18 protein-coding genes are annotated in these 20,923 nt (G+C 61.8%); 9 read left to right on the forward strand and 9 right to left on the reverse strand.

What is annotated here, in order from left to right:
- Positions 1-5 precede the first annotated feature (5 nt).
- From HT585_RS13455 to HT585_RS13470, 4 genes are all read right to left on the reverse strand, one after another.
- Complete coding sequence (locus HT585_RS13455; protein ID WP_176353418.1) at positions 6-1,646, reverse strand: glycosyltransferase; 1,641 nt, start codon at positions 1,644-1,646, stop codon at positions 6-8.
- Positions 1,636-2,766, reverse strand: a complete 1,131-nt coding sequence (locus tag HT585_RS13460) for a DegT/DnrJ/EryC1/StrS family aminotransferase (RefSeq protein ID WP_176353419.1) — start codon at positions 2,764-2,766, stop codon at positions 1,636-1,638. Before HT585_RS13460 ends, HT585_RS13455 begins: the two co-directional genes overlap by 11 nt.
- Positions 2,767-2,875: 109 nt before the next feature.
- Complete coding sequence (locus HT585_RS13465) at positions 2,876-3,919, reverse strand: Gfo/Idh/MocA family protein (RefSeq protein ID WP_176353420.1); 1,044 nt, start codon at positions 3,917-3,919, stop codon at positions 2,876-2,878.
- A gap of 68 nt (positions 3,920-3,987) precedes the next feature.
- The gene (locus tag HT585_RS13470) at positions 3,988-4,284 is read right to left on the reverse strand and encodes a hypothetical protein (RefSeq protein WP_176353421.1); all 297 of its coding nucleotides are present in this window, start codon (positions 4,282-4,284) and stop codon (positions 3,988-3,990) included.
- Between HT585_RS13470 and HT585_RS13475 the strand changes: the two genes are divergently transcribed.
- From HT585_RS13475 to HT585_RS13490, 4 genes are all read left to right on the forward strand, one after another.
- A complete protein-coding gene (locus HT585_RS13475) occupies positions 4,276-5,277 on the forward strand; it encodes a GNAT family N-acetyltransferase (RefSeq protein WP_176353422.1) in 1,002 nt (333 codons plus the stop codon). The genes HT585_RS13470 and HT585_RS13475 overlap by 9 nt on opposite strands.
- A 30-nt stretch (positions 5,278-5,307) precedes the next feature.
- Entirely contained in the window at positions 5,308-6,669 is a 1,362-nt protein-coding gene (locus HT585_RS13480) for an NAD(P)-binding protein (RefSeq protein ID WP_176353423.1), read from the forward strand.
- Positions 6,662-7,441, forward strand: coding sequence for a class I SAM-dependent methyltransferase (locus tag HT585_RS13485; protein ID WP_176353424.1), 780 nt, complete (start codon positions 6,662-6,664; stop codon positions 7,439-7,441). The genes HT585_RS13480 and HT585_RS13485 overlap by 8 nt, the downstream gene beginning before the upstream one ends.
- Before the next feature lie 199 nt (positions 7,442-7,640).
- Positions 7,641-8,390 carry an SDR family oxidoreductase gene (locus tag HT585_RS13490; RefSeq protein WP_176353425.1) on the forward strand — a complete coding sequence of 250 codons (750 nt, stop codon included), beginning with the start codon at positions 7,641-7,643 and terminating at the stop codon, positions 8,388-8,390.
- A gap of 22 nt (positions 8,391-8,412) precedes the next feature.
- Here the strand turns inward: HT585_RS13490 and HT585_RS13495 are convergent, their stop codons facing one another.
- Entirely contained in the window at positions 8,413-9,276 is an 864-nt protein-coding gene (locus tag HT585_RS13495) for a LysR substrate-binding domain-containing protein (RefSeq protein WP_176353426.1), read from the reverse strand.
- 105 nt (positions 9,277-9,381) lie between these two features.
- On the opposite strand from HT585_RS13495, the gene HT585_RS13500 reads away from it, so the two are divergent.
- Complete coding sequence (locus HT585_RS13500; RefSeq protein WP_176353427.1) at positions 9,382-9,792, forward strand: tautomerase family protein; 411 nt, start codon at positions 9,382-9,384, stop codon at positions 9,790-9,792.
- Between the two features lie 75 nt (positions 9,793-9,867).
- On the opposite strand, the gene mmsB is transcribed toward HT585_RS13500, so the two are convergent.
- The 4 genes from mmsB to HT585_RS13520 form a co-directional block, all read right to left on the reverse strand.
- Positions 9,868-10,764, reverse strand: a complete 897-nt coding sequence (mmsB, locus tag HT585_RS13505; protein ID WP_176353428.1) for a 3-hydroxyisobutyrate dehydrogenase — start codon at positions 10,762-10,764, stop codon at positions 9,868-9,870.
- A gap of 55 nt (positions 10,765-10,819) precedes the next feature.
- Positions 10,820-11,884 (reverse strand): enoyl-CoA hydratase/isomerase family protein, encoded by a 1,065-nt coding sequence (locus HT585_RS13510; protein ID WP_176353429.1) that lies wholly within the window; start codon positions 11,882-11,884, stop codon positions 10,820-10,822.
- A 12-nt stretch (positions 11,885-11,896) separates the two neighbouring features.
- Positions 11,897-13,039, reverse strand: coding sequence for an isobutyryl-CoA dehydrogenase (locus HT585_RS13515; protein WP_176353430.1), 1,143 nt, complete (start codon positions 13,037-13,039; stop codon positions 11,897-11,899).
- 122 nt (positions 13,040-13,161) lie between these two features.
- The gene (locus HT585_RS13520; RefSeq protein ID WP_176353431.1) at positions 13,162-14,580 is read right to left on the reverse strand and encodes a helix-turn-helix domain-containing protein; all 1,419 of its coding nucleotides are present in this window, start codon (positions 14,578-14,580) and stop codon (positions 13,162-13,164) included.
- A 141-nt stretch (positions 14,581-14,721) separates the two neighbouring features.
- Here HT585_RS13520 and HT585_RS13525 point away from each other — a divergent pair, with 141 nt between their 5' ends.
- The 4 genes from HT585_RS13525 to scpA all read left to right on the forward strand — a co-directional run bounded on the left by HT585_RS13525 (position 14,722) and on the right by scpA (position 20,902).
- Positions 14,722-16,254 carry an acyl-CoA carboxylase subunit beta gene (locus tag HT585_RS13525; protein ID WP_176353432.1) on the forward strand — a complete coding sequence of 511 codons (1,533 nt, stop codon included), beginning with the start codon at positions 14,722-14,724 and terminating at the stop codon, positions 16,252-16,254.
- The gene (locus tag HT585_RS13530) at positions 16,251-16,556 is read left to right on the forward strand and encodes a hypothetical protein (RefSeq protein ID WP_246707678.1); all 306 of its coding nucleotides are present in this window, start codon (positions 16,251-16,253) and stop codon (positions 16,554-16,556) included. The genes HT585_RS13525 and HT585_RS13530 overlap by 4 nt, the downstream gene beginning before the upstream one ends.
- Before the next feature lie 30 nt (positions 16,557-16,586).
- The gene (locus HT585_RS13535) at positions 16,587-18,590 is read left to right on the forward strand and encodes an acetyl-CoA carboxylase biotin carboxylase subunit (RefSeq protein ID WP_176353433.1); all 2,004 of its coding nucleotides are present in this window, start codon (positions 16,587-16,589) and stop codon (positions 18,588-18,590) included.
- A gap of 173 nt (positions 18,591-18,763) precedes the next feature.
- The gene (gene scpA, locus HT585_RS13540; RefSeq protein ID WP_176353434.1) at positions 18,764-20,902 is read left to right on the forward strand and encodes a methylmalonyl-CoA mutase; all 2,139 of its coding nucleotides are present in this window, start codon (positions 18,764-18,766) and stop codon (positions 20,900-20,902) included.
- Positions 20,903-20,923: the final 21 nt, after the last annotated feature.

Here is a 20,923-nt window from a genome sequence, read left to right on the forward strand (position 1 = left end):
ACCCGCTACACCGCTATCGCTTTCGCCGAGGCAATACCGGAAAGGCCGTCTGCCAAAACGCGGATCATCGCAGCCTGGTCGGTGAGACCGCAGCCGTCGAGGACTCGCTCCATGAGTGAGAGCCATTGCGGGAAATCTTCCTGTCCAAACCAATGAATGGAGAGGCAATCCCCAGGCACCGGGCCTTCCAAGCCGGCCTTCTCGAAATCGATGCACTGCACCGGCCCCGATATAAGCCACATGGTGCGACGAATGCTGACGTGAGGCACGGTTTCTGCCTGCCGCATCATCATTTCGCGCAGATCTGCGTCGTTCAACAGGGCCGACAGCAACAGAAGCCAGGCGATTTCACACGGATCCAAGCGCCCCATGTTCGGATCGAGACGCCCCTGCGCATTGCCTCTGCGGGTGAAGAGGACGATAGCATCCTCGAGCTGCCCCTGAAGCATGGCCAGAATGCCAAGCATGAACGGCGGCTCGGCAATATGGCCTATCCATTGGCTTGCGTCGTTGAGCGCCGCCTGGGTTTCAACAAGGTCGTCGCCGATCAGAATCGCATCACGAGCATCGCGCAGGATGGCCGACATCGGATTGTCGTGAAGCGAGAAATTATCGATCGCGGGCATGCCCGGCTTCGCCGGCACATTCCTGAACTTGCCAAACTGCCTTGTCTGCTGCGTGACTTCGCCGGCCTTGCGCACAAGACGGCATTCGTACCAGTCGAGCAGATAAGTCCATTTCTCGCGCGTGAAATTGTCCTGTATCAGTCGATAGCCATTGTTCTTGATGCGGTTGTACACATCAGGCTTCGAGGATACCGCAACGATCTTTGTGTAGAGTTCATCCCCCGCACCCAGAATGCAGTTCTGAAGGTCGACGAACCCATATCTCTTCACGACCTCGGAGTCCGGCGCGACAAGGATCGCACCTGCTGCCGGTATCTCAAGGTGCTTTCGCACCACGTAATCCAGCCGGGTCGTATCGGCGATGGAGAAGTAGCTCTGCGATATCAGACGAGCGTATTTTTCGTCGCGAACCTCGAATGGCACCGGCGTGCCGGACTGATAGCCGGGGTGCGTATAGATCAGCGTTGGCAGGAAATGCTGTATTTCCTGTGTGATCTTTGCGCGCCAGGGGTAGAACGCCGGGAACAAGTGACCGCTAAAGATGGCGATCGGTATCGTTTTCTCGACGGTGTGATCCTTGAATATCTTGCTGTCGACGAAAAGAGGCAGGAGGTAGCAGGGAAAGCGCTCCAACTCCGGTGTGTGTTGCAGATGCTCGATGCCGCAAAAGATGGCTTCGATGCGATAGGCATCCAACATGCCGAAAAGCAGTGGCCTCATCGGATCATGAGGATCGCAATTGAGGTACAAGACACGCGGGATTTCCGCATATGCGTCGATGTTCGTGATGTTGAGACGCTGAGGGCGGACCCAATGGACGGCATCAAAGACGACGAAATCGGGCTTAAATCTGCCGCAGACTTCCTTGAAGTCGAAGTCGTGCTCGATCGTTTCGACGTTGCAATGCAGCGCGAGTGCATGAACCCACTCATCCGATATCTTCCGCAAAAAAGGTGCGGCGTTCGGATTCGGCGTCGGCCTGACACACAGGACCCGCCTGCGGGGCGCTTTAGCGGCCATTTTCGTCACCTCGCTCGAAGAAGCTTCTCACGGCATCGATGACCCGGTCTTGCTGGTCCGGGGTGAGGCCCGCGAACACCGGCAGCGACAGCACCGTGCCCGCATACTCTTCGGCGACCGGGAACCTGCCCTGCGCAGTTGCCATGTCGGCGAAACATGGCTGCTTATGAAGCGGGATCGGATAATGAAGGCCCGTCTGCACGCCGTGTCCTTCAAGATAGCCCTTCAGCGCGTCGCGCTGCTGCGTGCGCACGACATAGAGGTGGAACACGTGGTCGCCGTGAACAATCTCCGGCAGCGTCAAGGGAAGCCCGGCCAGACCTTCGGCGTAGCGCAGGGCAATCTGCCGCCGCTGGTTCGTCCAATCGTCGAGATGTGCAAGCTTGTGCCCCAGCACCAGCGCCTGGATGCCATCCATGCGGTAGTTGTAGCCGATCATCTGGTGAACGTAGCGCTGCGCCTGACCGTGGTCGCGCAAGGCGCGCATCGCATCGGCGCTGCGATCGTCATTGGTGACGACAAGGCCGCCCTCCCCGGCTGCGCCAAGGTTTTTTCCGGGGTAGAAGCTGAAGCAGCCAAAATCGCCGAGAGAGCCCAGCGACTGCCCATCGTAGCGGGCGCCGATCGCCTGCGCCACGTCTTCGATCACCAGAAGCTTGTGACGCCGGGCGAAGTCTAGAACCGCCGCCATGTCGGCCGGCTGCCCATAGAGGTGAACCGGTATGATTGCCTTCACCTTTTCGTCCAGCTTGCTTTCGGCATCTCGGACGTCAATCGTGCCGGCGCCCGGCTCAACGTCGCAGAACACCGGGATGGCTCCGGCATAGATGAGACCCCAGACCGTGCCGATAAATGTGTGGGTCGGAACCAGGACCTTGTCACCCGGGACAATTCCGGCTGCGATCACCGCGACATGCAGGGCGGCGCTGCCGCTGCTGACGGCCACGGCGTGACGTACACCAAGATACTCCGCAATCCGTTGCTCGAAGTCCTTGGCCCAAGGGCCGAGGCAGAAGGCGCTCGCTTCGAACAGGCGCTCCATATCAGGCAGGACGCTGCTGCGAATCTGGTTCCACTGTATCGACAGGTCCACGAAGGGCACTGTGGAATGCGCGTTCATCTAGCTCTCTTTCCCTTGCACTCGAACACCTGCCCGCCTGTAGACGGCTGGGAAAGCGATCGACGCTGATAAATGTTGATTCTGAAGAAGGTGCCGGATCGGCCGGATCTCATTCCGCCGCAACGACACTTGCTTGCTGCGCCGCCAGGCCGTTGCGAACACGCCGCAGACTGAAGTCCAGCTTGGCCTGCGCCTGCTCCAGGGTGCGCACGACCCGGAGCCCCAGGCGTCCGTCCGTCTTGCATCGCTCCTGCCCCAGAATGACCCGCCGAAAATGCTCAAGCACATCCACCAGCGGCTCGGATCCCGCAAGGCGTGGCGAATGCACCGAGCCGATACGGTAGCTCGGCAGGATCATGTGACGCTCCTGCTCCGACTGGAAGGTGATACCCGAATCGTAGACCTTGAGCGGCTCTTCGCGATTGAGATCGTCCCAGACCGCCATCTGGGCACTGCCGCCGACGGCGATGCGCCGCACCTTGACCGGGGACATCCAGCTGAGATTGAGATGGGCAACCATCGATCCGGGATAATGGAACGTCAGGTAGGCGATATCAGGCGAGGTCGGGTTGACGTGGCAATAGCCGCTTGCCTCGATCTCGACCGGCTCGTGCTGGAACAGATAGTCGATGATCGACAGATCGTGCGGAGCCAGATCCCAGAGCACGTTCACGTCGGGCTGAAACAGGCCGAGATTGACGCGCTGCGAGTCGAAATAGGAGATGCGGCCGAGCGCCTCGGAGTGCACGAGCTCGGCAAGCTTCATGACGGCCGGATGAAAGAGGAAGGTGTGATCCACCATCAGGGTCAGGCCGCGAGCAGCAGCCCGGAAAACGAGATCGGCCGCTTCATCGCTCGAGCTGCACATGGGCTTCTCGACCATGACATGCTTGCCGGCATCGAGCGCTGCACGCGCAAGATCGTAATGCGACGCAACCGGCGTCGCGATGACAACCGCGTCAATATCGCTATCGGCCATCACCGGCGCCGCGTCGGGGTAGACTTTGACGTTGGGGTGAGATGCAGCCAGCCTTTCCTGCAGCCCAGGCGCGGGATCAACAACTGCGGCCAACTGGAGGCCAGGGTTGCTGGAAATCACCCGGAATAGGTTTCGCCCCCAATATCCCATTCCAAACAATGCGACCTTGATCATATTCCCATCCATCAAGAAAACTATGCGCCGCAAACTGGATCACAAAGCTTGTCCCGGCCTGAACGCGGCTAATTTTCCGATTGATAATAGAAGGCCGAAGAGTCAGCGAAGGAAAGCCTGGCAAAAGATTGCACCAATACAACGCGATTGCGGCAGACCTCGAAACGCAATCGTTGTCGCCGCGCCAAGACTATGAATTCACCAGTATTATTCCGGACTGGAAACATTTCGGAGAACGCTACGAGATAGACGGACTGGCCGAGATTTGCCGTTCGCTTTTCGTAGGATGTCATCACCGACCGATGCCGCGAGCCAAGCGCTAAGGTCAGCGGAAACTCTATAGCGGCGAACTGCGCATGATCCATCACATCACGTCCTATGACGACAGCGTCAAACAAACCTGGGACGCCTTCGTGCCAACGACGCAAGCCGGCACGATCATGCACAGCCGGCGGTTCCTCGAATACCATGGCGAGCGCTTCAAGGACGAGAGCGTGTGCGTCTGGAGCGACCCCGGTGTTCGGCTGAAGGCAGCCATTCCCCTGGCGCGCGCACCGAATACTTCCGATGTCGTTGCCTCTCATCCGGGAAGCACCTTCGGTGGCATGATCGCCAGCGTGATCGACCCTTCGGAGCGGGCCAGCATCCTCTCGGCGATCGCCGGGACGCTGCTCGAGCGCGGATATCGCAAGCTGGTCTACAAGACCGTTCCGGCAATCTTCGGACAACAATTCGACGAAAGCGATCTGCGGTTGCTCTTAAGAGCGGGCACCGTGCGCCGGGCCGATCTCTGGAGTTTCATCCGGATCGACCGAGCCTATGCCTTCTCCGCCAAAAGGCGCGCGTCGATCAAAGCCGCCGAACGCAAGGGCGTAGAGCTACGGCAAGCCGAGCAGGAGGCGGATTGGGTAGCTTTCCACACGCTGCTGTCCAGCAACCTACAGGAGCGACATTCGACCGTGCCGGTGCACAGCCTCGCCGAAATGCTCGATCTGCGCCAGCGCCTCGAGGGCGAAAACCAGCTGTGGCTTGCATACGGGCCGGACGGCGAGATTCTCGCCGGCACATGGTGTTTCGCCTACAACGCCGAAACGCTCCACACCCAATACATCGCCTCCAATTCGCGCGGGCGAGAACTTGGCGCCGTGGACTACCTGTTGGCCGGCGTGATCGACGCAACAGCGGCCAGCAGCTTCAAGGTGATGTCGTTCGGCATCAACACCCTGTCGGATGGATACGCGATCAACACCAATCTGTTGAAGCAGAAGCTACGTTTCGGCTCCGGCGTCGCGGTGCATTGGCACTTCGACGTCGACCTGGAGCAACTGGCGAATGTGGATGCGGGTTTTGCATCATGACAATGTGGCTCAGGATCTGGAAGGTTTGACATGACCGAACTCGTTGTCATCGGAGCCGGCGTCGCAGGGCTCGTGTGCGCAGCGCTTGCGAGGGCGCAAGGTGCTTCCGTAACCGTGATCGAGGCCGGCCCGACGGCAGGCGGCCTGTGGAAATCGACCGCCGTCGAATTCGGCGGACGGTCGCATAAGCTGGATGCCGGCTTGCGGCTCCCGGTTCTTTCGGGGACGAAGTCGATCGACGATGCCATCTTCCACCGCCCCGACTTCAAGTTTTCGTGGGTCTATTATGACGGCTGGCCACGCGAAAGCGCGATCACCGCGGACAGCTTCAATTCGGAAAGCTCCTGTCTCGACACAACCGTCCTTGGGACCCGTCTGAATGTTGCGCTCGACGAGATGCGTGCGACAAGACCGGTCGAAAATGCCGACAATGCCGAAGACTACAGCCTGAACTGGTTCGGTCCGACGTTGACAAACGGCCTCGTTCGCGACGCCGTACTCGGGCTCTTCGAAACGGAACTGCCCGAGCTGGCACCGAATGCCGTCAAGTGGTTCCTGCCGCGCCGCATGATCGCGGGGGACCATCAGGCAACCTCGATACTGCTGAACGACGAGGCTCTCGCCGGGCGCATTGCGCATGCACGCTACAGTGACTTGCCCAAAAATTCTGCGCGGCAGTTCCTGCGTCCGCAAGGCGGCGGCATTTCGACCTGGATCAATGCCTTGCAGCAGAGCCTCGCAGCAGACGGTGTGACATTCCTGTTCAACGACGCGGTGCAAGAGATTCATCGCGCACCGGTCACCCAGCGTCTGGAGCGCATCGTGCTTCGCTCCGGCGAGGTCATCCGCCCGGCAGGAGTGATCAGCACAATCGCGCCCGCGCTCGTCGCCCGCGCCATGGGCGTGTCCCCCGGTACCATGCCGCGGTTCCGCCATTTGCAGATCTCCCACGCGCTCGTGGACCGGCCTGTTAGCCATCAGGCGGAGTACGCGCTGAACTTCAATCGCCACCCGGCCTTCTTCCGCGCCATCTTCCACGACAACATCGGTGATGTCGCGGCCGACAGCCACATCATCACCTTCGAACACCTCGTTGACGAACTTCTGCCGGCGGACCTTGCAGGTGCGGCGCTGGATGAATGCAAACGATGCGGCATCATTGATGCCAGGGCGACCGTTCTCGGCAGTCACAGCGATCTCTATCGCAACATCATTCCTGTCCCTACCGTGGACTACGGCAAGGCGACGGCACAGCTGAAGCGGGATACGCTTGAGCTCATCCCCAATCTGCGCTTTGTCGGCCGTTCGGCGGGTACGCCTTTCCTTGACGGAATTATCCAGGAAGCCGCATTGGCAATCAAAACTACGATCGGAGCCGAAGACTATGCCTGACGCCATTGCCACTGCGTCCAAATTGATTGGTGCCGAGGAGTATGCCCAGAAGTATCTCGTCGACATGGCGTTCGAACAGCATCTCATCACCGCCCGCCAGGACAACTGCCTGGAGTTCCTCGATACATTCTCGCCAACGTCGGTCGTCGAGGTGGGTTGCGGCCCCGATCTCTTGATAGACCGCTTCGATTTCGCCGGTTCGTCCATCCAAAGCTGGCTGGTGATCGAGCCCTCGTTCTACGCCGACCTGATCGAGCAGAAGCGCGCATCCTTCAGCAAGCTTGAGCTTGAACGCGGCTATCTGGAAGAGCGGGTCGAAGCGGCAAAGGCAAGAATGCCGGAAGGCTTTGACGCCGTTCTGCTATCGGGCCTGCTGCACGAAACAACCAACCCGCAGACCATGCTGTCGGCCGCCAACGCGCTTTTGAGGCCCGGCGGCGCACTACTGGTCAGCGTGCCGAACGCCTTGTCGTTTCATCGCCTGCTCGGCGTCGAAATGGGCCTGATGCAATCGCCAACGCAACTCTCGGAGAGGAACGTCGAACTCGGGCAGCCCAATGTCTTCCACCGGGAGACGCTGGAGAAGATGGTCGTCGAAGCCGGCTTCGGAGAACTCGCGTTCTCGGGCTACATGTTCAAGCCGTTCTCCAATGGCCAGATGGGCGAGGTGCTTGATATCGTCGGCAAAAACACGATCGAAGGACTGGTCCGGCTCGGCCAACGCTTCCCGGAGAACGCTGCGGAGATCGCAGTCTTCGCCCGTAAGCTTTAGCACCGTTTTGGCAAGTCAATGCGCAGTCGCTGCATCGGTCGTCGATGCCGGCCACTATGCTCATGTCCAGGCCGAACTGACGATCTGCGACGGGGGCCACCAATCGCAATAGCCCGATCGCTCCTATGGCCTCTGCAGAGACTTGCTTGTGCGTTTCCGTCCGGCCAAAGTCCGTCGCAGAAGCAAGATGAGGCGATCAATGTTTGATCTGACAGGAAAAAGCGCACTGGTTACCGGCGGTGGCCGCGGACTTGGCCTCGAGATGGCAAAGGCACTCGCCAAGGCGGGCGCATCGGTTGCGATAAACGGCCGTGACCGGTCGGCGCTTGAGGAAGCCCGCGATCGGGTCGGGAGCGAAGGCATCACGCTCGAGGTGGCGCCGGGCGATGTCGCCACGGATGCAGCAGAGATTCTGACTGCGGCTACACTCAACACCGGAGGCTTGGATATTCTGATCCACGCCGTCGGCGAGCGCGACCGGCGCGGTACCGACGACATGGATGCCGCCGGTTTTGCCGCCCTCATCAACACCGATCTTACTGCCGCTTACGGAATGGCCAAAGCCGCACTGCCTTATCTCCGACGATCGAACGCCGGACGGCTGATCTTCGTCACCTCGATCGCCGCCTTTGCCGCTCGCGCCGGCGACCCGGCCTACACCGCAGCCAAAGGCGGACTGGGCGCATTGACCCGATCGCTTGCGGTCGAGCTCGGCTCCGACAGCCTGACGGTCAATGCCATCGCGCCAGGCTGGTTCGCGACGGAAACCAACGCAGCACTTGCGGCCGATCCGGTGTTGCAGCAATTCGTCGATGCCCGCATCCCATTGAAACGCTGGGGACGGCCGAAAGAGATAGCTCCTGCAGCAGTCTTCCTCGCCTCGCCTGCCTCAAGCTTCGTCAACGGAATCACCTTGACGGTCGACGGCGGCATGACCGTTCAGATGTAGGGGATAGCGCCGGCATAGGCGGTCAGGGCATAGCGACCGTTTTTGAAAGCCCATCGGCAAGCAGGTCCGCGAGCGTGGCCGCTGCCTTTTCGGCATTCCGCTTGAGACGCAGGCTGAATTCCGCGTCGGGCAAGGCGGGAAGCGCCAACCTCTCAGGCGCGATCGCCACACCGTCCCCGACAAAGCGCGTGGTTCGTGCCGTCACCGCGATGCCGGCGCGCACGGCGGCGCGCAGCCCGGAGAGGCTCGGGCTTGTCGCCGCGATCCGGTAGGGCCGATCACTCACTTCCAGCGCATCGATCGCCGCTGAACGGAAGCCGCAGGGCGGATCAAGGACGGCAAGCGGCAAATGTTCATCGACGGGCATGACATCGGGCGACGCGCAGAGCCAGACCATCGGTTCGCTCAGCACCGCCGCTTCGTCGACCGCGCCGCTTTGCCGCATGACGATCATCACGTCCACTGCCCCCTGGTCATACTGGCTCACCAGTTCCCTCGAGCGGCCCACGCGCAGGTCCAGTCGCACGCGCGGATGGGCACGCGCGAACTGTTGCAACAGCATCGGCAACGTACTGTCGGCGAAATCCTGGGTGCAGCCGAGCGAAACGCGACCGTCGGTGCGCGCCCCCTTGAGGCTGAGCCAGGCATCGCGATGGGCGTCGAGGATCTTGCGCGCTTGCACGACGACATCTTCGCCCGCGGACGTCAGCACGCGACCGCGGCCAGAAGGGGCAAGCAACGCTTCCCCGATAACTGTTTCCAGCCGCTGCATCTGGGCCGTGACCGCCGAGGGCGTGCGTCCGACCACTGTCGCCGCATGGGCGAGCGAGCCGCTTTCAGCAAAAGCCAGGAATGTCCGCAAAAGGTCAGGGTCGAGCATCTGCATAACTTCACAATAATCGAACTATATCTTAAAAACAATTCGATTTTCATTAATCAATATGGATGCGACATTGGCGTCAACACCAACCCGCACGTCACGGAGCCCATCATGCCCATCATCAATGTCACCGTCACCGGCAAGGCCGACCCTGCCCTGTCCCAGCGCATTGCCGCCGCTGTGAGCGACCTGACCGCCAAGCACCTCCACAAGGACCCGACGATCACGGCCATCGTCGTCAACTACGCCGATCCGGCACACTGGTTCGCCGGCGGCCGCTCACTCGCAGACCAGGGCGCCAACAGTTTCTGGCTCGATATCAAGGTTGTGGACGGCACCAACACCAAGCAGGATATGGCGAGCTATCTCGAGGCCGTCTTTGCCGGCTTCCAAAGCCTGCTCGGCAATGTGCACTCGGAAAGCTACATCCTCGTGCACGAGGTCTCCGCAGCCGCCTACGGCTTCGAAGGCAAGACGCAGGAGTTTCGCTACATCAGCAACAAGCTCAAGGCTGCGGTTTGAACGTCAACTCTTATGACGGAGCCAGTGGGCATACGGCGTCGGTTCGAATCGACGCCGTACCTCTTTTGAGCTTGCTTAGCCGGGCTTCGCTTCGTCATTGCCGCGCAGCAGATGAATAAGCGCGGAGAAATCCTCTCCGCCGTGGCCGAGCTTTTCGAACATCGAATAGAGCTGCGCCGCCTGGGCGCCCATCGGCGTCGATGCACCGCTTGTGCTTGCCGCCTGTTGCGACAGCTTCAGGTCCTTCAACATCAGACTGGCGGCGAATCCCGGCCGGTAATCGTTGTTGGCGGGCGACGTCGGCACCGGCCCCGGCACCGGGCAATAGGTCGTCAGCGACCAGCACTGGCCCGACGAGGTCGATGCCACATCGAACAATGCCTGGTGCGACAGGCCGAGACGCTCGGCGAGCACGAAGGCCTCGCAGACGCCGGCCATGGAAATGCCGAGGATCATGTTGTTGCAGATCTTTGCCGCCTGGCCCGCGCCGACATCGCCGCAATGGACGATCTTCTTGCCCATGGCATCGAGCAACGGCTTGCCGCGGGCAAAGGCGTCGTCGGCACCACCGACCATGAAGGTCAGCGTGCCGGCGGCAGCGCCGCCTGTGCCGCCCGAGACGGGCGCATCCAGTGAACGGCAGTCGGCCTTTTCGGCTAACGCATGCGCCTTGCGGGCGCTATCGACGTCAATTGTCGAGCTGTCGATCAGCAAGGTGCCGGGATCGACGAAGCCAAGCAGTTCATCCCAGACATAGAGAACGTGGGCGCCGGCGGGCAGCATGGTGATGACGCATTCCGCCTCGCGCACCGCATGCGCGATCGAGCCTGCAACCGATACGCCCGTCTTGGCGGCTGCGTTGCGCGAAGCCTCCGACAGGTCGAAGCCGGTCACCGCGTGGCCGGCCTTCACCAGATTGGCAGCCATCGGACCGCCCATGTTGCCAAGCCCGATAAAGGCAATCTTCGTCATCTTCACTCCTCCTGAATTGCAGTTCGACCGACGCCGATAGGAGCGGGTGGCTCCCTCAGGCGACAAACAGTGGCAGGTGATCTCGGTTCGCGAAACGCGCGCGCATCTCTTCCGTCACATCCGACAGACCCACCGACCATTTCGGATTGCGGTCCTTGTCGATGACGGCGGCGCGCACGCCCTCATAGAAATCAGGATTGGCAAGCATGCCGAGCGTCGCTGAATACTCGCGCTCAAGGCATTCATTGAGCGAAGCGCTCTTGCGCCCAGCCCGCAAGAGATCGAGCGTCAATTTCATGCTCAGTGCCGAACGTGAGCGAAGCAGAGCCAGCGTTTCCCAACCGAAATCGCTGTCTTCCGCCTCCAGAGCCGCAAGAATCTCCTCGACCGTGTCGAAGGCGAAGCAGCGGTCGATCGCCTTCAGATGCGGAGCGAGTGACGAGGCCGGTGCTTCCTCTGCAAGGCCAAGAATTGCGGCATCGACGTCCGCCGAAATGGCCGAAGCCGGCAGTGCGGTAAGGCGAGAGAACAGGTCGTCGAGCTTGGCCGCCGGCACGAAGTGATCGGCAAGCCGCGCATGGATCGCGTCAGCCGCAGCAATGTCGCGGCCGGTGAGGCCGAGATAAGTGCCGAACTCACCGGGCGCGTGCGGCAGCAGCCAGGTCGCCCCGACATCAGGGAAGTAGCCTATGCCCGTTTCCGGCATCGCGAGCCGTGTGCGTTCGGTGACGATGCGGTGACTGCCATGCGCAGAAATCCCGACGCCGCCACCCATGACGATGCCGTCCATGATGGCGATGTAGGGTTTCGGATAGGCGGAAATCCGGCTGTTGACGATAAACTCCTCGCGCCAGAACTGCGCGCCTTCGGCCGGCCGCTCGCGGCCGCTCTCATAGATCATGCGGATATCGCCGCCGGCACAAAGTCCGCGCTCGCCTTCGCCCGTCACCATAACGACGGCGACGGAAGGATCGGTCTCGAACTCGGTCAGCGCTTCGGCAATCAGCCGGATCATCGGAACGTTGAGGCTGTTCAGTGCCCGTGTGCGATTGAGCCGGATCCGGCCGATCGCGCCCTGGCGTTCGACGATGACCTCAGGTGCTGCCGCCTGCATTTCCATGAAAGACCCTTCCTATTTCCGGCCGATGATCGATCGCGCCACGATCAGCCGCATGATCTCGTTTGTGCCCTCGAGTATCTGGTGCACCCTCAGGTCCCTGACAATCTTCTCGACGCCATAGTCGGCGAGATAGCCGTAACCGCCATGAAGCTGCAGCGCGTCGTTGGCGACCGTAAAGCAGCGATCGGTGACGAAGCGCTTGGCCATGGCGCAGAGTTTGGTTGCTTCCGGATCACCGGCGTCAAGCGCCGAGGCCGCACGCCAGAGGAAGGTGCGAGCAATCTCGAGATCGGTCGCCATGTCGGCGAGGCGAAACTGCAACGCCTGGAACTCGCCGATCGCCTTGCCGAAAGCGCGACGCTCCTGAACATAGGCAAGCGCCTTGTCGAAGGCGGCCTGCGCGCCGCCGAGCGATGCCGCGGCAATGTTCAGCCGGCCTCCGTCCAGCCCGCCCATAGCGATCTTGAAGCCGTCTCCCTCGGCACCAAGGCGGTTTTCAGCGGGGATGCGCACGCTGTCGAGCATCACCGCGCGGGTCGGCTGCACGTGCCAGCCCATTTTCTTCTCGTTCGCACCGAAGGTGAGGCCCGGCGCGTCCTTTTCCACGACGAAGGTAGAGATGCCCTTCGGCCCGTCCTCGCCGGTCCGTGCCATGATCACATAGAGGCCGGAGACGCCGGCACCGGAGATGAACTGCTTCTGCCCGGTCAGCACGTAGCTGTCGCCGTCTCTGACCGCCTTTGTCTTGAGCGCCGCCGCATCCGAACCGGATCCAGGCTCCGTCAGGCAATAGCTCGCCAGCGTCTCCATCGTCAGCAGCTTCGGCAGCAGCCGGTGGCGCTGCTCGTCGGTGCCATAGCGGTCGATCATGCCGGAGCACATGTTGTGAATGGAGACGAAGGAGGCGACCGCCGGGCAGCCCGTTGCCAAGGCCTCGATGATGATCGCGGCGTCGAGCCGGGTCAGGCCCGTGCCGCCGACATCGTCGCGCACGTAGATGCCGGCCATGCCGAGCGCGGCGGCGGCCTGCAACTCATCGACCGGAAAGTGTTTTTCCTGGTCCCACTCGATGGCATTGGGCGCCAGTTCGTCGCGCGCAAAATCGAGCGCCATCTGACGAATGGCTTCCTGTTCCTCTGACAGGCGAAAATCCATATGCATGTCCTCCCTGACCGCATATTGAACGATATGCGGCTAGTTACACCAAATTCCGTACAGGCACAGGTGCAACTTCTCACAGGTTCTGTTCAAAAACGAACAGACACCACCAAGCTCCATTAGCTCTCACTCAGACGATACGGCAGAGCGCCGCGCAAGTCATGATCGACGATCAGCCTTCGCTTCAAGGGAGGCACGGCGCGGCTGGCGCATTTCGTCCGCTCGCAGATCCGGCAGGAAATGCCGATCGGATCGAACGCCGCGCGGTTGCCAAGATCGAGATCGTCGGCATAGACGAAGGCGTCGGCGTAGGAAATTTCACAGCCGAGCGCCAAGGCATAGCGCGGCTGGGCTGCGCGAAAACCACCGCCGCCCTTGGTGATCTGGGTGGCAAGACAGAGATAGCGCACGCCATCCGGTGTCTCGGCCAGTTGTCGAATGATGCGGCCTGGTGTCTCGAAGGCCTGATGCACGTTCCAGAGCGGACAGGCGGCACCAAAGCGGGCAAACTGCAGCTTGGCCGCGCTGTGCCGCTTGGTGATGTTGCCGGCCCGGTCGATGCGGGCAAAGAAGATCGGTACGCCCTTCTGCCCCGGGCGCTGCAGCGTCGATAGGCGGTGACAGACCTGTTCCAGCGAGGCCCCGAAACGGGCCGCCAGCAGCTCGATGTCATGCCTGAGTTCCCGCGCCGCCTTGTGAAATGCCTGGTAGGGCAGGATCAGCGCCCCGGCGAAATAGTTCTGCAGCCCGATGCGACAGATCTCGTAGGCTTCCTCCGTGCGAAATCCGGCAGCGCCGGCCACACGGTCAATCTCTTCCCGAGCGTAGAGCTGGGCGATCTGCAGCGCGACCTGGAAGTCGCGCGTCGCCGCCGGGGCATACGGGTTCAGCGTCAATAGTCGCGCGCGCGGATCGTAGCGGCGGATCGCCTCGTCGCCGGCTGCACCCCGCAAGACGCGCACGCCGTGGCGCTGCTCGAGGTAGGCGACAAGGGCGGCATGGTTGTCGCCCTCGCCAAGCCCCAGCTCGCCAGCCAACCGCTCGGAGAGCAGGTCGATGTCATGGATGTAATTGTCGACGAAATGGAAGAAATCGCGCACCTCCTCATAAGGTGTTGTTTCAACAGAGGGCCCGCCGCGACCGATTGTATCGTCGATGCTGGCAAGCTGCTCGCTGTTGCGCCGATAGGCCTGGTGACAGCTGATCAGTGCGTGCGCCAGACCCGGCGCGTTCTGGGTGATCAGCTTCAATTCCTGCAGGCTCGGCGAATAGGTCTCGAACAGCGGATCGCTGAGCGCCTCCGAGAGTGCCGACAGCAGCCTGTCGCCCTCTCCGGTCGACAATTCCGCGATATCGATCTGGAACTTTTCCGCAAGCGCCAGCAGCACCGAAGCCGATACTGGGCGCTGGTTGTTTTCGATCTGGTTGAGATAGCTGGTGGAGATGCCGATGCGCTCGGCAAACTGCCCCTGCGTCGCCCTGTTCGCATCCCGTAGTTCCCGGACCTTGCGCCCGATATAGAGTTTGCCGATCGCCATGTTCGCAACTTTGCAATTTACATTTCGCAATATTCTCTATTTCACATTTGCACATGAACGGCCGTTTTACCATCCGGCCTTCGACGCTATTGCGAAGCGACAAACGCCTCTGCACAATCACGGAAAAACCGGGAGGGATTTATGCGCGCCATACTCGAACAGGTCGAAGCTCGCCGGGCGGAGGCAAGGGCCGGTGGCGGTCAGCGCCGCATCGATGCCCAGCACGGCAAGGGCAAGCTGACGGCGCGCGAGCGCATCGAGGTTCTGCTCGATGATGATTCCTTCGAAGAATACGACATGTATGTCACGCATCGTTGCGTCGACTTCGGCATGGACGGCCAGAAGGTCGCCGGCGATGGCGTCGTCACCGGCTGGGGTACGATCAACGGTCGCCAGGTCTATGTCTTCTCGCAGGACTTCACCGTGCTCGGCGGTTCGCTGTCGGAAACCCACGCGCAGAAGATCTGCAAGATCATGGATATGGCAGTCCGGAACGGCGCCCCTGTCATCGGCCTCAACGATAGTGGCGGCGCCCGCATTCAGGAAGGTGTGGCCTCCCTTGCCGGCTACGCGGAAGTCTTCCGCCGCAATGCCGAGGCCTCCGGCGTCATCCCTCAGATCTCGGTCATCATGGGGCCATGTGCCGGCGGCGCCGTCTATTCGCCTGCCATGACCGACTTCATCTTCATGGTCCGCGATTCGTCCTACATGTTCGTCACCGGGCCTGATGTGGTGAAGACCGTCACCAACGAGATCGTCACGGCAGAAGAGCTTGGCGGCGCCGGTACCCACACGAAAAAGTCCTCCGTCGCCGACGCTGCCTATGAAAACGACATCGAGACGCTGGAACATGTGCGTCTGCTCTTCGATTTCCTGCCACTCAACAACCGCGAAAAACCGCCGGTCCGCCCATTCCACGACGATCCGTCGCGGTTGGAGCGTAGGTTGGACAGCCTCATCCCGGATAGCGCGGCAAAGCCCTACGACATGAAGGAACTGATCCTCGCGCTTGCCGACGAGGGTGACTTCTTCGAGCTGCAGCAGAGTTTCGCTCGCAACATCATCACCGGCTTCGTCCGCATCGAGGGTCAGACCGTCGGCGTCGTCGCCAACCAACCGATGGTGCTGGCCGGCTGCCTCGATATTGACAGTTCGCGCAAGGCCGCCCGCTTCGTGCGTTTCTGCGATGCCTTCTCGATCCCGATCCTGACGCTTGTCGACGTGCCCGGCTTCCTTCCCGGCACCGCCCAGGAATATGGCGGCGTCATCAAGCACGGCGCCAAGCTGCTTTTCGCCTACAGCCAGGCGACCGTTCCGATGGTGACGTTGATCACGCGAAAAGCCTATGGCGGCGCCTATGACGTCATGGCTTCCAAGCACATCGGCGCCGACGTCAACTATGCCTGGCCGACCGCCGAAATCGCCGTCATGGGTGCCAAGGGGGCGACCGAGATCCTCTACCGCTCCGAACTCGGCGACGCCGAGAAGATCGCCGCACGGACGAAGGAATACGAGGAGCGTTTCGCCAATCCGTTCGTTGCCGCCGAGCGCGGCTTCATCGACGAAGTGATCATGCCGCATTCGTCGCGCCGCCGGATCGCCCGCGCCTTCGCATCGCTGCGCAACAAGCAGGTCGACGTTCGCTGGCGCAAGCACGACACGATCCCCTTATGATGGAGGCAATCATGGAGCCGGAACGCGAACGCATCATGACGCCGGAGGAGGCCCGCCGCGACCATCGCGAGATGCTGCGCTACATGGGCATCCACGCGCTCTACGGCCTGGCGACCGGCGCAACTGTCGCGGGTGTGCTGATCTGGCTCAACATCGGCGCGGTCGGCACCCACATCGCCCGCTCCACCAGCCCCATTCTTGCCACGGCCATGGTCGTCGTGCCCTTTACGCTGCTCTTCGGCGGCGCTGTTGCGGCATCGTCGATCGCACTCCTGCCCTATCGGCGCAAGTTCAAACGCTGACGCGACACCCAGGATTTGAAAGAGATACGCATGTTCAAGAAGATCCTCATCGCCAACCGTGGCGAAATCGCCTGCCGCGTCATCAAGACCGCGAAGAAACTCGGTATCGCCACCGTCGCCGTCTATTCCGACGCCGACCGCGATGCCATGCATGTGCGCATGGCCGACGAGGCCGTTCATATCGGCCCTTCGCCTTCCGCACAGTCCTATATCGTCATCGACAAGATCATCGAGGCGATCCGCAAGACCGGCGCCGATGCGGTCCATCCCGGCTACGGCTTCCTTTCTGAGAATGCCGCCTTCGCGCAAGCGCTGGAAAAGGAAGGCGTAACCTTCATCGGCCCGCCTGTTGGCGCGATCCAGGCGATGGGGGACAAGATCACCTCGAAGAAGCTTGCAGCCGAAGCCGGCGTCTCCACCGTGCCGGGCCACATGGGCCTGATCGCCGATGCCGACGAGGCGGTAAAGATCTCCGGATCGATCGGCTATCCCGTGATGATCAAGGCGTCTGCCGGCGGCGGCGGCAAGGGCATGCGCATCGCCTGGAACGACCAGGAAGCGCGCGAAGGTTTCCAGTCCTCGAAGAACGAGGCGAAAAACTCCTTCGGCGACGACCGTATTTTCATCGAGAAGTTCGTGACCGAACCGCGCCATATCGAAATCCAGGTGCTCGGCGACAAGCACGGCAACACGCTCTATCTTGGCGAGCGCGAATGCTCGATCCAGCGTCGCAACCAGAAGGTCATCGAAGAAGCCCCCTCGCCCTTCCTCGATTCAGCGACCCGCAAGGCCATGGGCGAACAGGCCGTGGCGCTGTCGAAGGCCGTCGGCTATCACTCGGCCGGCACCGTCGAGTTCATCGTCGACGGCAATCGCAACTTCTACTTCCTCGAAATGAACACGCGCCTGCAGGTCGAGCATCCAGTCACCGAACTCGTGACCGGCCTTGACCTCGTCGAGCAGATGATCCGCGTTGCAGCCGGTGAAAAACTCGCCTTCCGCCAGGCGGAGGTGAAGCTCAACGGCTGGGCGATCGAGAGCCGTCTTTACGCCGAAGATCCCTATCGCAACTTCCTGCCGTCGATCGGCCGGCTGACGCGCTATCGGCCGCCAGCAGAAGGTGCAAACGACGACGGCACCGTGACGCGCAACGACACCGGCGTCTTCGAGGGTGGCGAGATCTCGATGTATTATGACCCGATGATCGCCAAGCTCTGCACCTGGGGGCCGGACCGCCTGACCGCTGTCGAAGCCATGGCAGACGCGCTCGACCAGTTCGAGGTCGAAGGCATCGGCCACAACCTGCCCTTCCTTTCGTCTGTCATGCAGCAGCAGCGCTTTCGCGACGGCCGCCTGACGACCGCCTATATCGCCGAGGAATTCGCCGACGGCTTCCATGGCGTGACGCCGGATGAAACCTCGGCGCGCAAGCTGGCGGCCATCGCCGTTTCGATCAACCAGGTGCTGCAGGAGCGCGCCAGCCAGATTTCCGGCACCATCGGCAATCATCGCCGCATCGTCGGCAACGACTGGGTGGTCAATCTCGCCGACATGGACTTCCCGCTCACCGCGGGTTCTTCCGCCGACGGCGCCTATGTCCGCTTCGAGGATGGCACGTCCGCTTCGATCGCCGGCGATTGGACGCCGGGCCGCACGCTCGCCACCTTCAACATCGACAATCAGCCGATGAGCGTGAAGGTCGAACTGACCGGCACCGCAATCCGGCTGCGCTGGCGCGGCATCGATGTGATCGCCCGGGTCAGAAGCCCGCGCGTCGCCGAGCTTGCCAAGCTGATGCCGAAGAAGCTGCCGCCGGACACATCGAAGATGCTGCTCTGCCCGATGCCTGGCGTCATCACGTCAGTCTCGGTCAAGGCCGGCGACACGGTGGAGGCTGGCCAGTCTCTGGCGATCGTTGAGGCGATGAAGATGGAAAACATACTGCGCGCCGAAAGACGCGCCGTCGTCAAGCGCGTCGCCGTCGCTGCCGGCGCAAGCCTTGCGGTCGACGAACTGATCATGGAATTCGAATAGGAACTGCCGGGCAAGCCATCTAGGCTTCGCCCCTACCCCTCTCCCCGCACGCGGGGGGGAGGGAAGTTGAGCGCCGAGAGTGCCAGTATCCTCCTTCGCCCCGTCCCACGGGGAGAAGCTCCCGGCAGGGGGATGAGGGGCTGGCTGGGACAAGCAGAGTGCGGAGCACGTCGATGACCAAAAAAACCATAAAGGACTGGGAAAACCTCGCCGAGCGCGAGCTGAAGGCATCGCCCGAAAGCCTCACCTGGCAGACGCCGGAGGGCATCGCCGTCAAGCCGCTCTACACCGCTGATGACCTTGAGGGCATCGACCATGTCGGTTCCCTTCCCGGCTTCGCGCCGTTTCTGCGCGGGCCCCGCGCGACGATGTATGCCGGCCGGCCCTGGACGATCCGGCAATATGCCGGCTTCTCGACGGCAGAAGCATCGAACGCCTTTTATCGCAAGAACCTCGCGGCCGGCCAGAAGGGCCTTTCGGTCGCCTTCGACCTTGCCACCCATCGCGGTTACGACAGCGATCACCCGCGCGTCGAGGGCGATGTCGGCAAGGCGGGTGTCGCGATCGACTCAGTCGAGGACATGAAGATCCTGTTCGACGGCATTCCGCTGGAAGAGATGTCGGTATCGATGACCATGAACGGCGCAGTTATCCCGATCCTCGCCTCCTTCATCGTCGCCGGCGAGGAACAGGGCGTTTCGCGCGACAAGCTGTCGGGAACCATCCAGAACGACATCCTCAAGGAGTTCATGGTCCGCAACACCTACATCTACCCGCCGGAACCCTCGATGCGCCTGGTCGCCGATATCATCGAGTACACGGCCAAGGAGATGCCGAAGTTCAATTCGATCTCGATTTCCGGCTATCACATGCAGGAGGCGGGTGCGACGCTGGTGCAGGAGCTCGCCTTCACGCTTGCCGACGGCCGCGAATATGTGCGTGCAGCGCTTGCCAAAGGCTTGAACGTCGACGAATTCGCCGGCCGGCTCTCCTTCTTCTTCGCCATCGGCATGAACTTCTTCATGGAAGCCGCCAAGCTCCGGGCTGCACGGCTCTTGTGGACGCGGATCATGACCGAGTTCGAGCCGAAGAAGCCGTCGTCGCTGATGCTGCGCACCCATTGCCAGACCTCGGGCGTCTCGCTGCAGGAACAGGATCCCTATAACAACATCATCCGCACGGCCTTCGAGGCGATGTCGGCAGCCCTTGGCGGCACCCAGTCTCTGCACACCAACTCTTTCGACGAGGCGATCGCGCTGCCGACCGAGTTTTCGGCGCGCATTGCCCGCAACACCCAGTTGATCCTGCAGCACGAGACGGGTGTCACCAAGGTCGTCGATCCCTTGGCCGGCTCCTATTATGTCGAGAGCCTGACCAACGAGCTCGCCGAAAAAGCCTGGGCGTTGATCGAGGAAATCGAGGCGATGGGCGGCATGACCGAAGCAGTCAATGCCGGCCTGCCAAAGCGGCTGATCGAAGAGGCGGCCACCCGCCGCCAGGCGGCCGTCGACAAGGGCGAGGAAGTCATCGTCGGCGTCAACAAGTACCGTCTCGACAACGAAGAGCCGATCGACATCCTCGAGATTGACAACACCGCCGTTCGCGCGGCCCAGATCCGCCGGATCGAGGAAACCAAACGGCGGCGCAACTCGGCGGATGTGGCAAAGGCGCTGGCGACGATTACAGACCTTGCACGCAGCGGCGATGGGAACCTGCTGGCCGCAGCAGTGGAAGCGGCCCGGGCGCGCGCGACTGTTGGCGAGATTTCAGACGCAATGCGCGCCGCCTTCGGCGACCACGCGGCAACCCCCAAGGTCGTCAGCAAGATCTATGGCAAGGCCTATGAGGGCGAGCCGGAACTGGCCGTGCTCACCGAACGCCTGGGGGAGGTCTCGGACAAGCTCGGCCGCAAGCCGAAGATCATGGTGGCAAAGCTCGGCCAGGATGGCCACGACCGCGGCGCCAAGGTGATCGCCTCTGCCTTCGGGGATATCGGCTTCGACGTGCTGGCCGGCCCCCTGTTCCAGACCCCAGAAGAGGCGGCCGACATGGCGGTGACAAGCAAGGTCAACGTCATCGGCGTATCGTCGCTCGCCGCCGGCCACAAGACGCTGATGCCGCAGTTGGCGCAAGCGCTGAAAAAGCGCGGCGGCGAGGATATCATCGTCATCTGCGGCGGCGTGATCCCGCGTCAGGATTACGAGTATCTGATGGACAACGGCGTGTCGGCCGTGTTCGGCCCCGGCACCAACGTGCTCGACGCCGCCCGCGCCGTGCTCGACCTGATCGAGGGCAAGCGCCGCAACATCTGATGTCCTCATTCCGCTCCAAGC

The sequence above is a fragment of the Ensifer oleiphilus genome (assembly GCF_013371465.1).
GTDB classification, from domain to species: domain Bacteria; phylum Pseudomonadota; class Alphaproteobacteria; order Rhizobiales; family Rhizobiaceae; genus Ensifer; species Ensifer oleiphilus.

Coding starts and splice junctions, on each gene's coding strand:
- HT585_RS13485 (WP_176353424.1), top strand. CDS start 6,662: ATGCCTGACGCCATTGCCACTGCGTCCAAATTGATTGGTGCCGAGGAG.
- scpA (WP_176353434.1), top strand. CDS start 18,764: ATGACCAAAAAAACCATAAAGGACTGGGAAAACCTCGCCGAGCGCGAG.
- HT585_RS13500 (WP_176353427.1), top strand. CDS start 9,382: ATGCCCATCATCAATGTCACCGTCACCGGCAAGGCCGACCCTGCCCTG.
- HT585_RS13525 (WP_176353432.1), top strand. CDS start 14,722: ATGCGCGCCATACTCGAACAGGTCGAAGCTCGCCGGGCGGAGGCAAGG.
- HT585_RS13535 (WP_176353433.1), top strand. CDS start 16,587: ATGTTCAAGAAGATCCTCATCGCCAACCGTGGCGAAATCGCCTGCCGC.
- HT585_RS13510 (WP_176353429.1), bottom strand. CDS start 11,884: ATGGAAATGCAGGCGGCAGCACCTGAGGTCATCGTCGAACGCCAGGGC.
- HT585_RS13480 (WP_176353423.1), top strand. CDS start 5,308: ATGACCGAACTCGTTGTCATCGGAGCCGGCGTCGCAGGGCTCGTGTGC.
- HT585_RS13520 (WP_176353431.1), bottom strand. CDS start 14,580: ATGGCGATCGGCAAACTCTATATCGGGCGCAAGGTCCGGGAACTACGG.
- HT585_RS13515 (WP_176353430.1), bottom strand. CDS start 13,039: ATGGATTTTCGCCTGTCAGAGGAACAGGAAGCCATTCGTCAGATGGCG.
- HT585_RS13455 (WP_176353418.1), bottom strand. CDS start 1,646: ATGGCCGCTAAAGCGCCCCGCAGGCGGGTCCTGTGTGTCAGGCCGACG.
- mmsB (WP_176353428.1), bottom strand. CDS start 10,764: ATGACGAAGATTGCCTTTATCGGGCTTGGCAACATGGGCGGTCCGATG.
- HT585_RS13465 (WP_176353420.1), bottom strand. CDS start 3,919: ATGATCAAGGTCGCATTGTTTGGAATGGGATATTGGGGGCGAAACCTA.
- HT585_RS13490 (WP_176353425.1), top strand. CDS start 7,641: ATGTTTGATCTGACAGGAAAAAGCGCACTGGTTACCGGCGGTGGCCGC.
- HT585_RS13460 (WP_176353419.1), bottom strand. CDS start 2,766: ATGAACGCGCATTCCACAGTGCCCTTCGTGGACCTGTCGATACAGTGG.
- HT585_RS13495 (WP_176353426.1), bottom strand. CDS start 9,276: ATGCAGATGCTCGACCCTGACCTTTTGCGGACATTCCTGGCTTTTGCT.
- HT585_RS13470 (WP_176353421.1), bottom strand. CDS start 4,284: ATGGATCATGCGCAGTTCGCCGCTATAGAGTTTCCGCTGACCTTAGCG.
- HT585_RS13475 (WP_176353422.1), top strand. CDS start 4,276: ATGATCCATCACATCACGTCCTATGACGACAGCGTCAAACAAACCTGG.
- HT585_RS13530 (WP_246707678.1), top strand. CDS start 16,251: ATGATGGAGGCAATCATGGAGCCGGAACGCGAACGCATCATGACGCCG.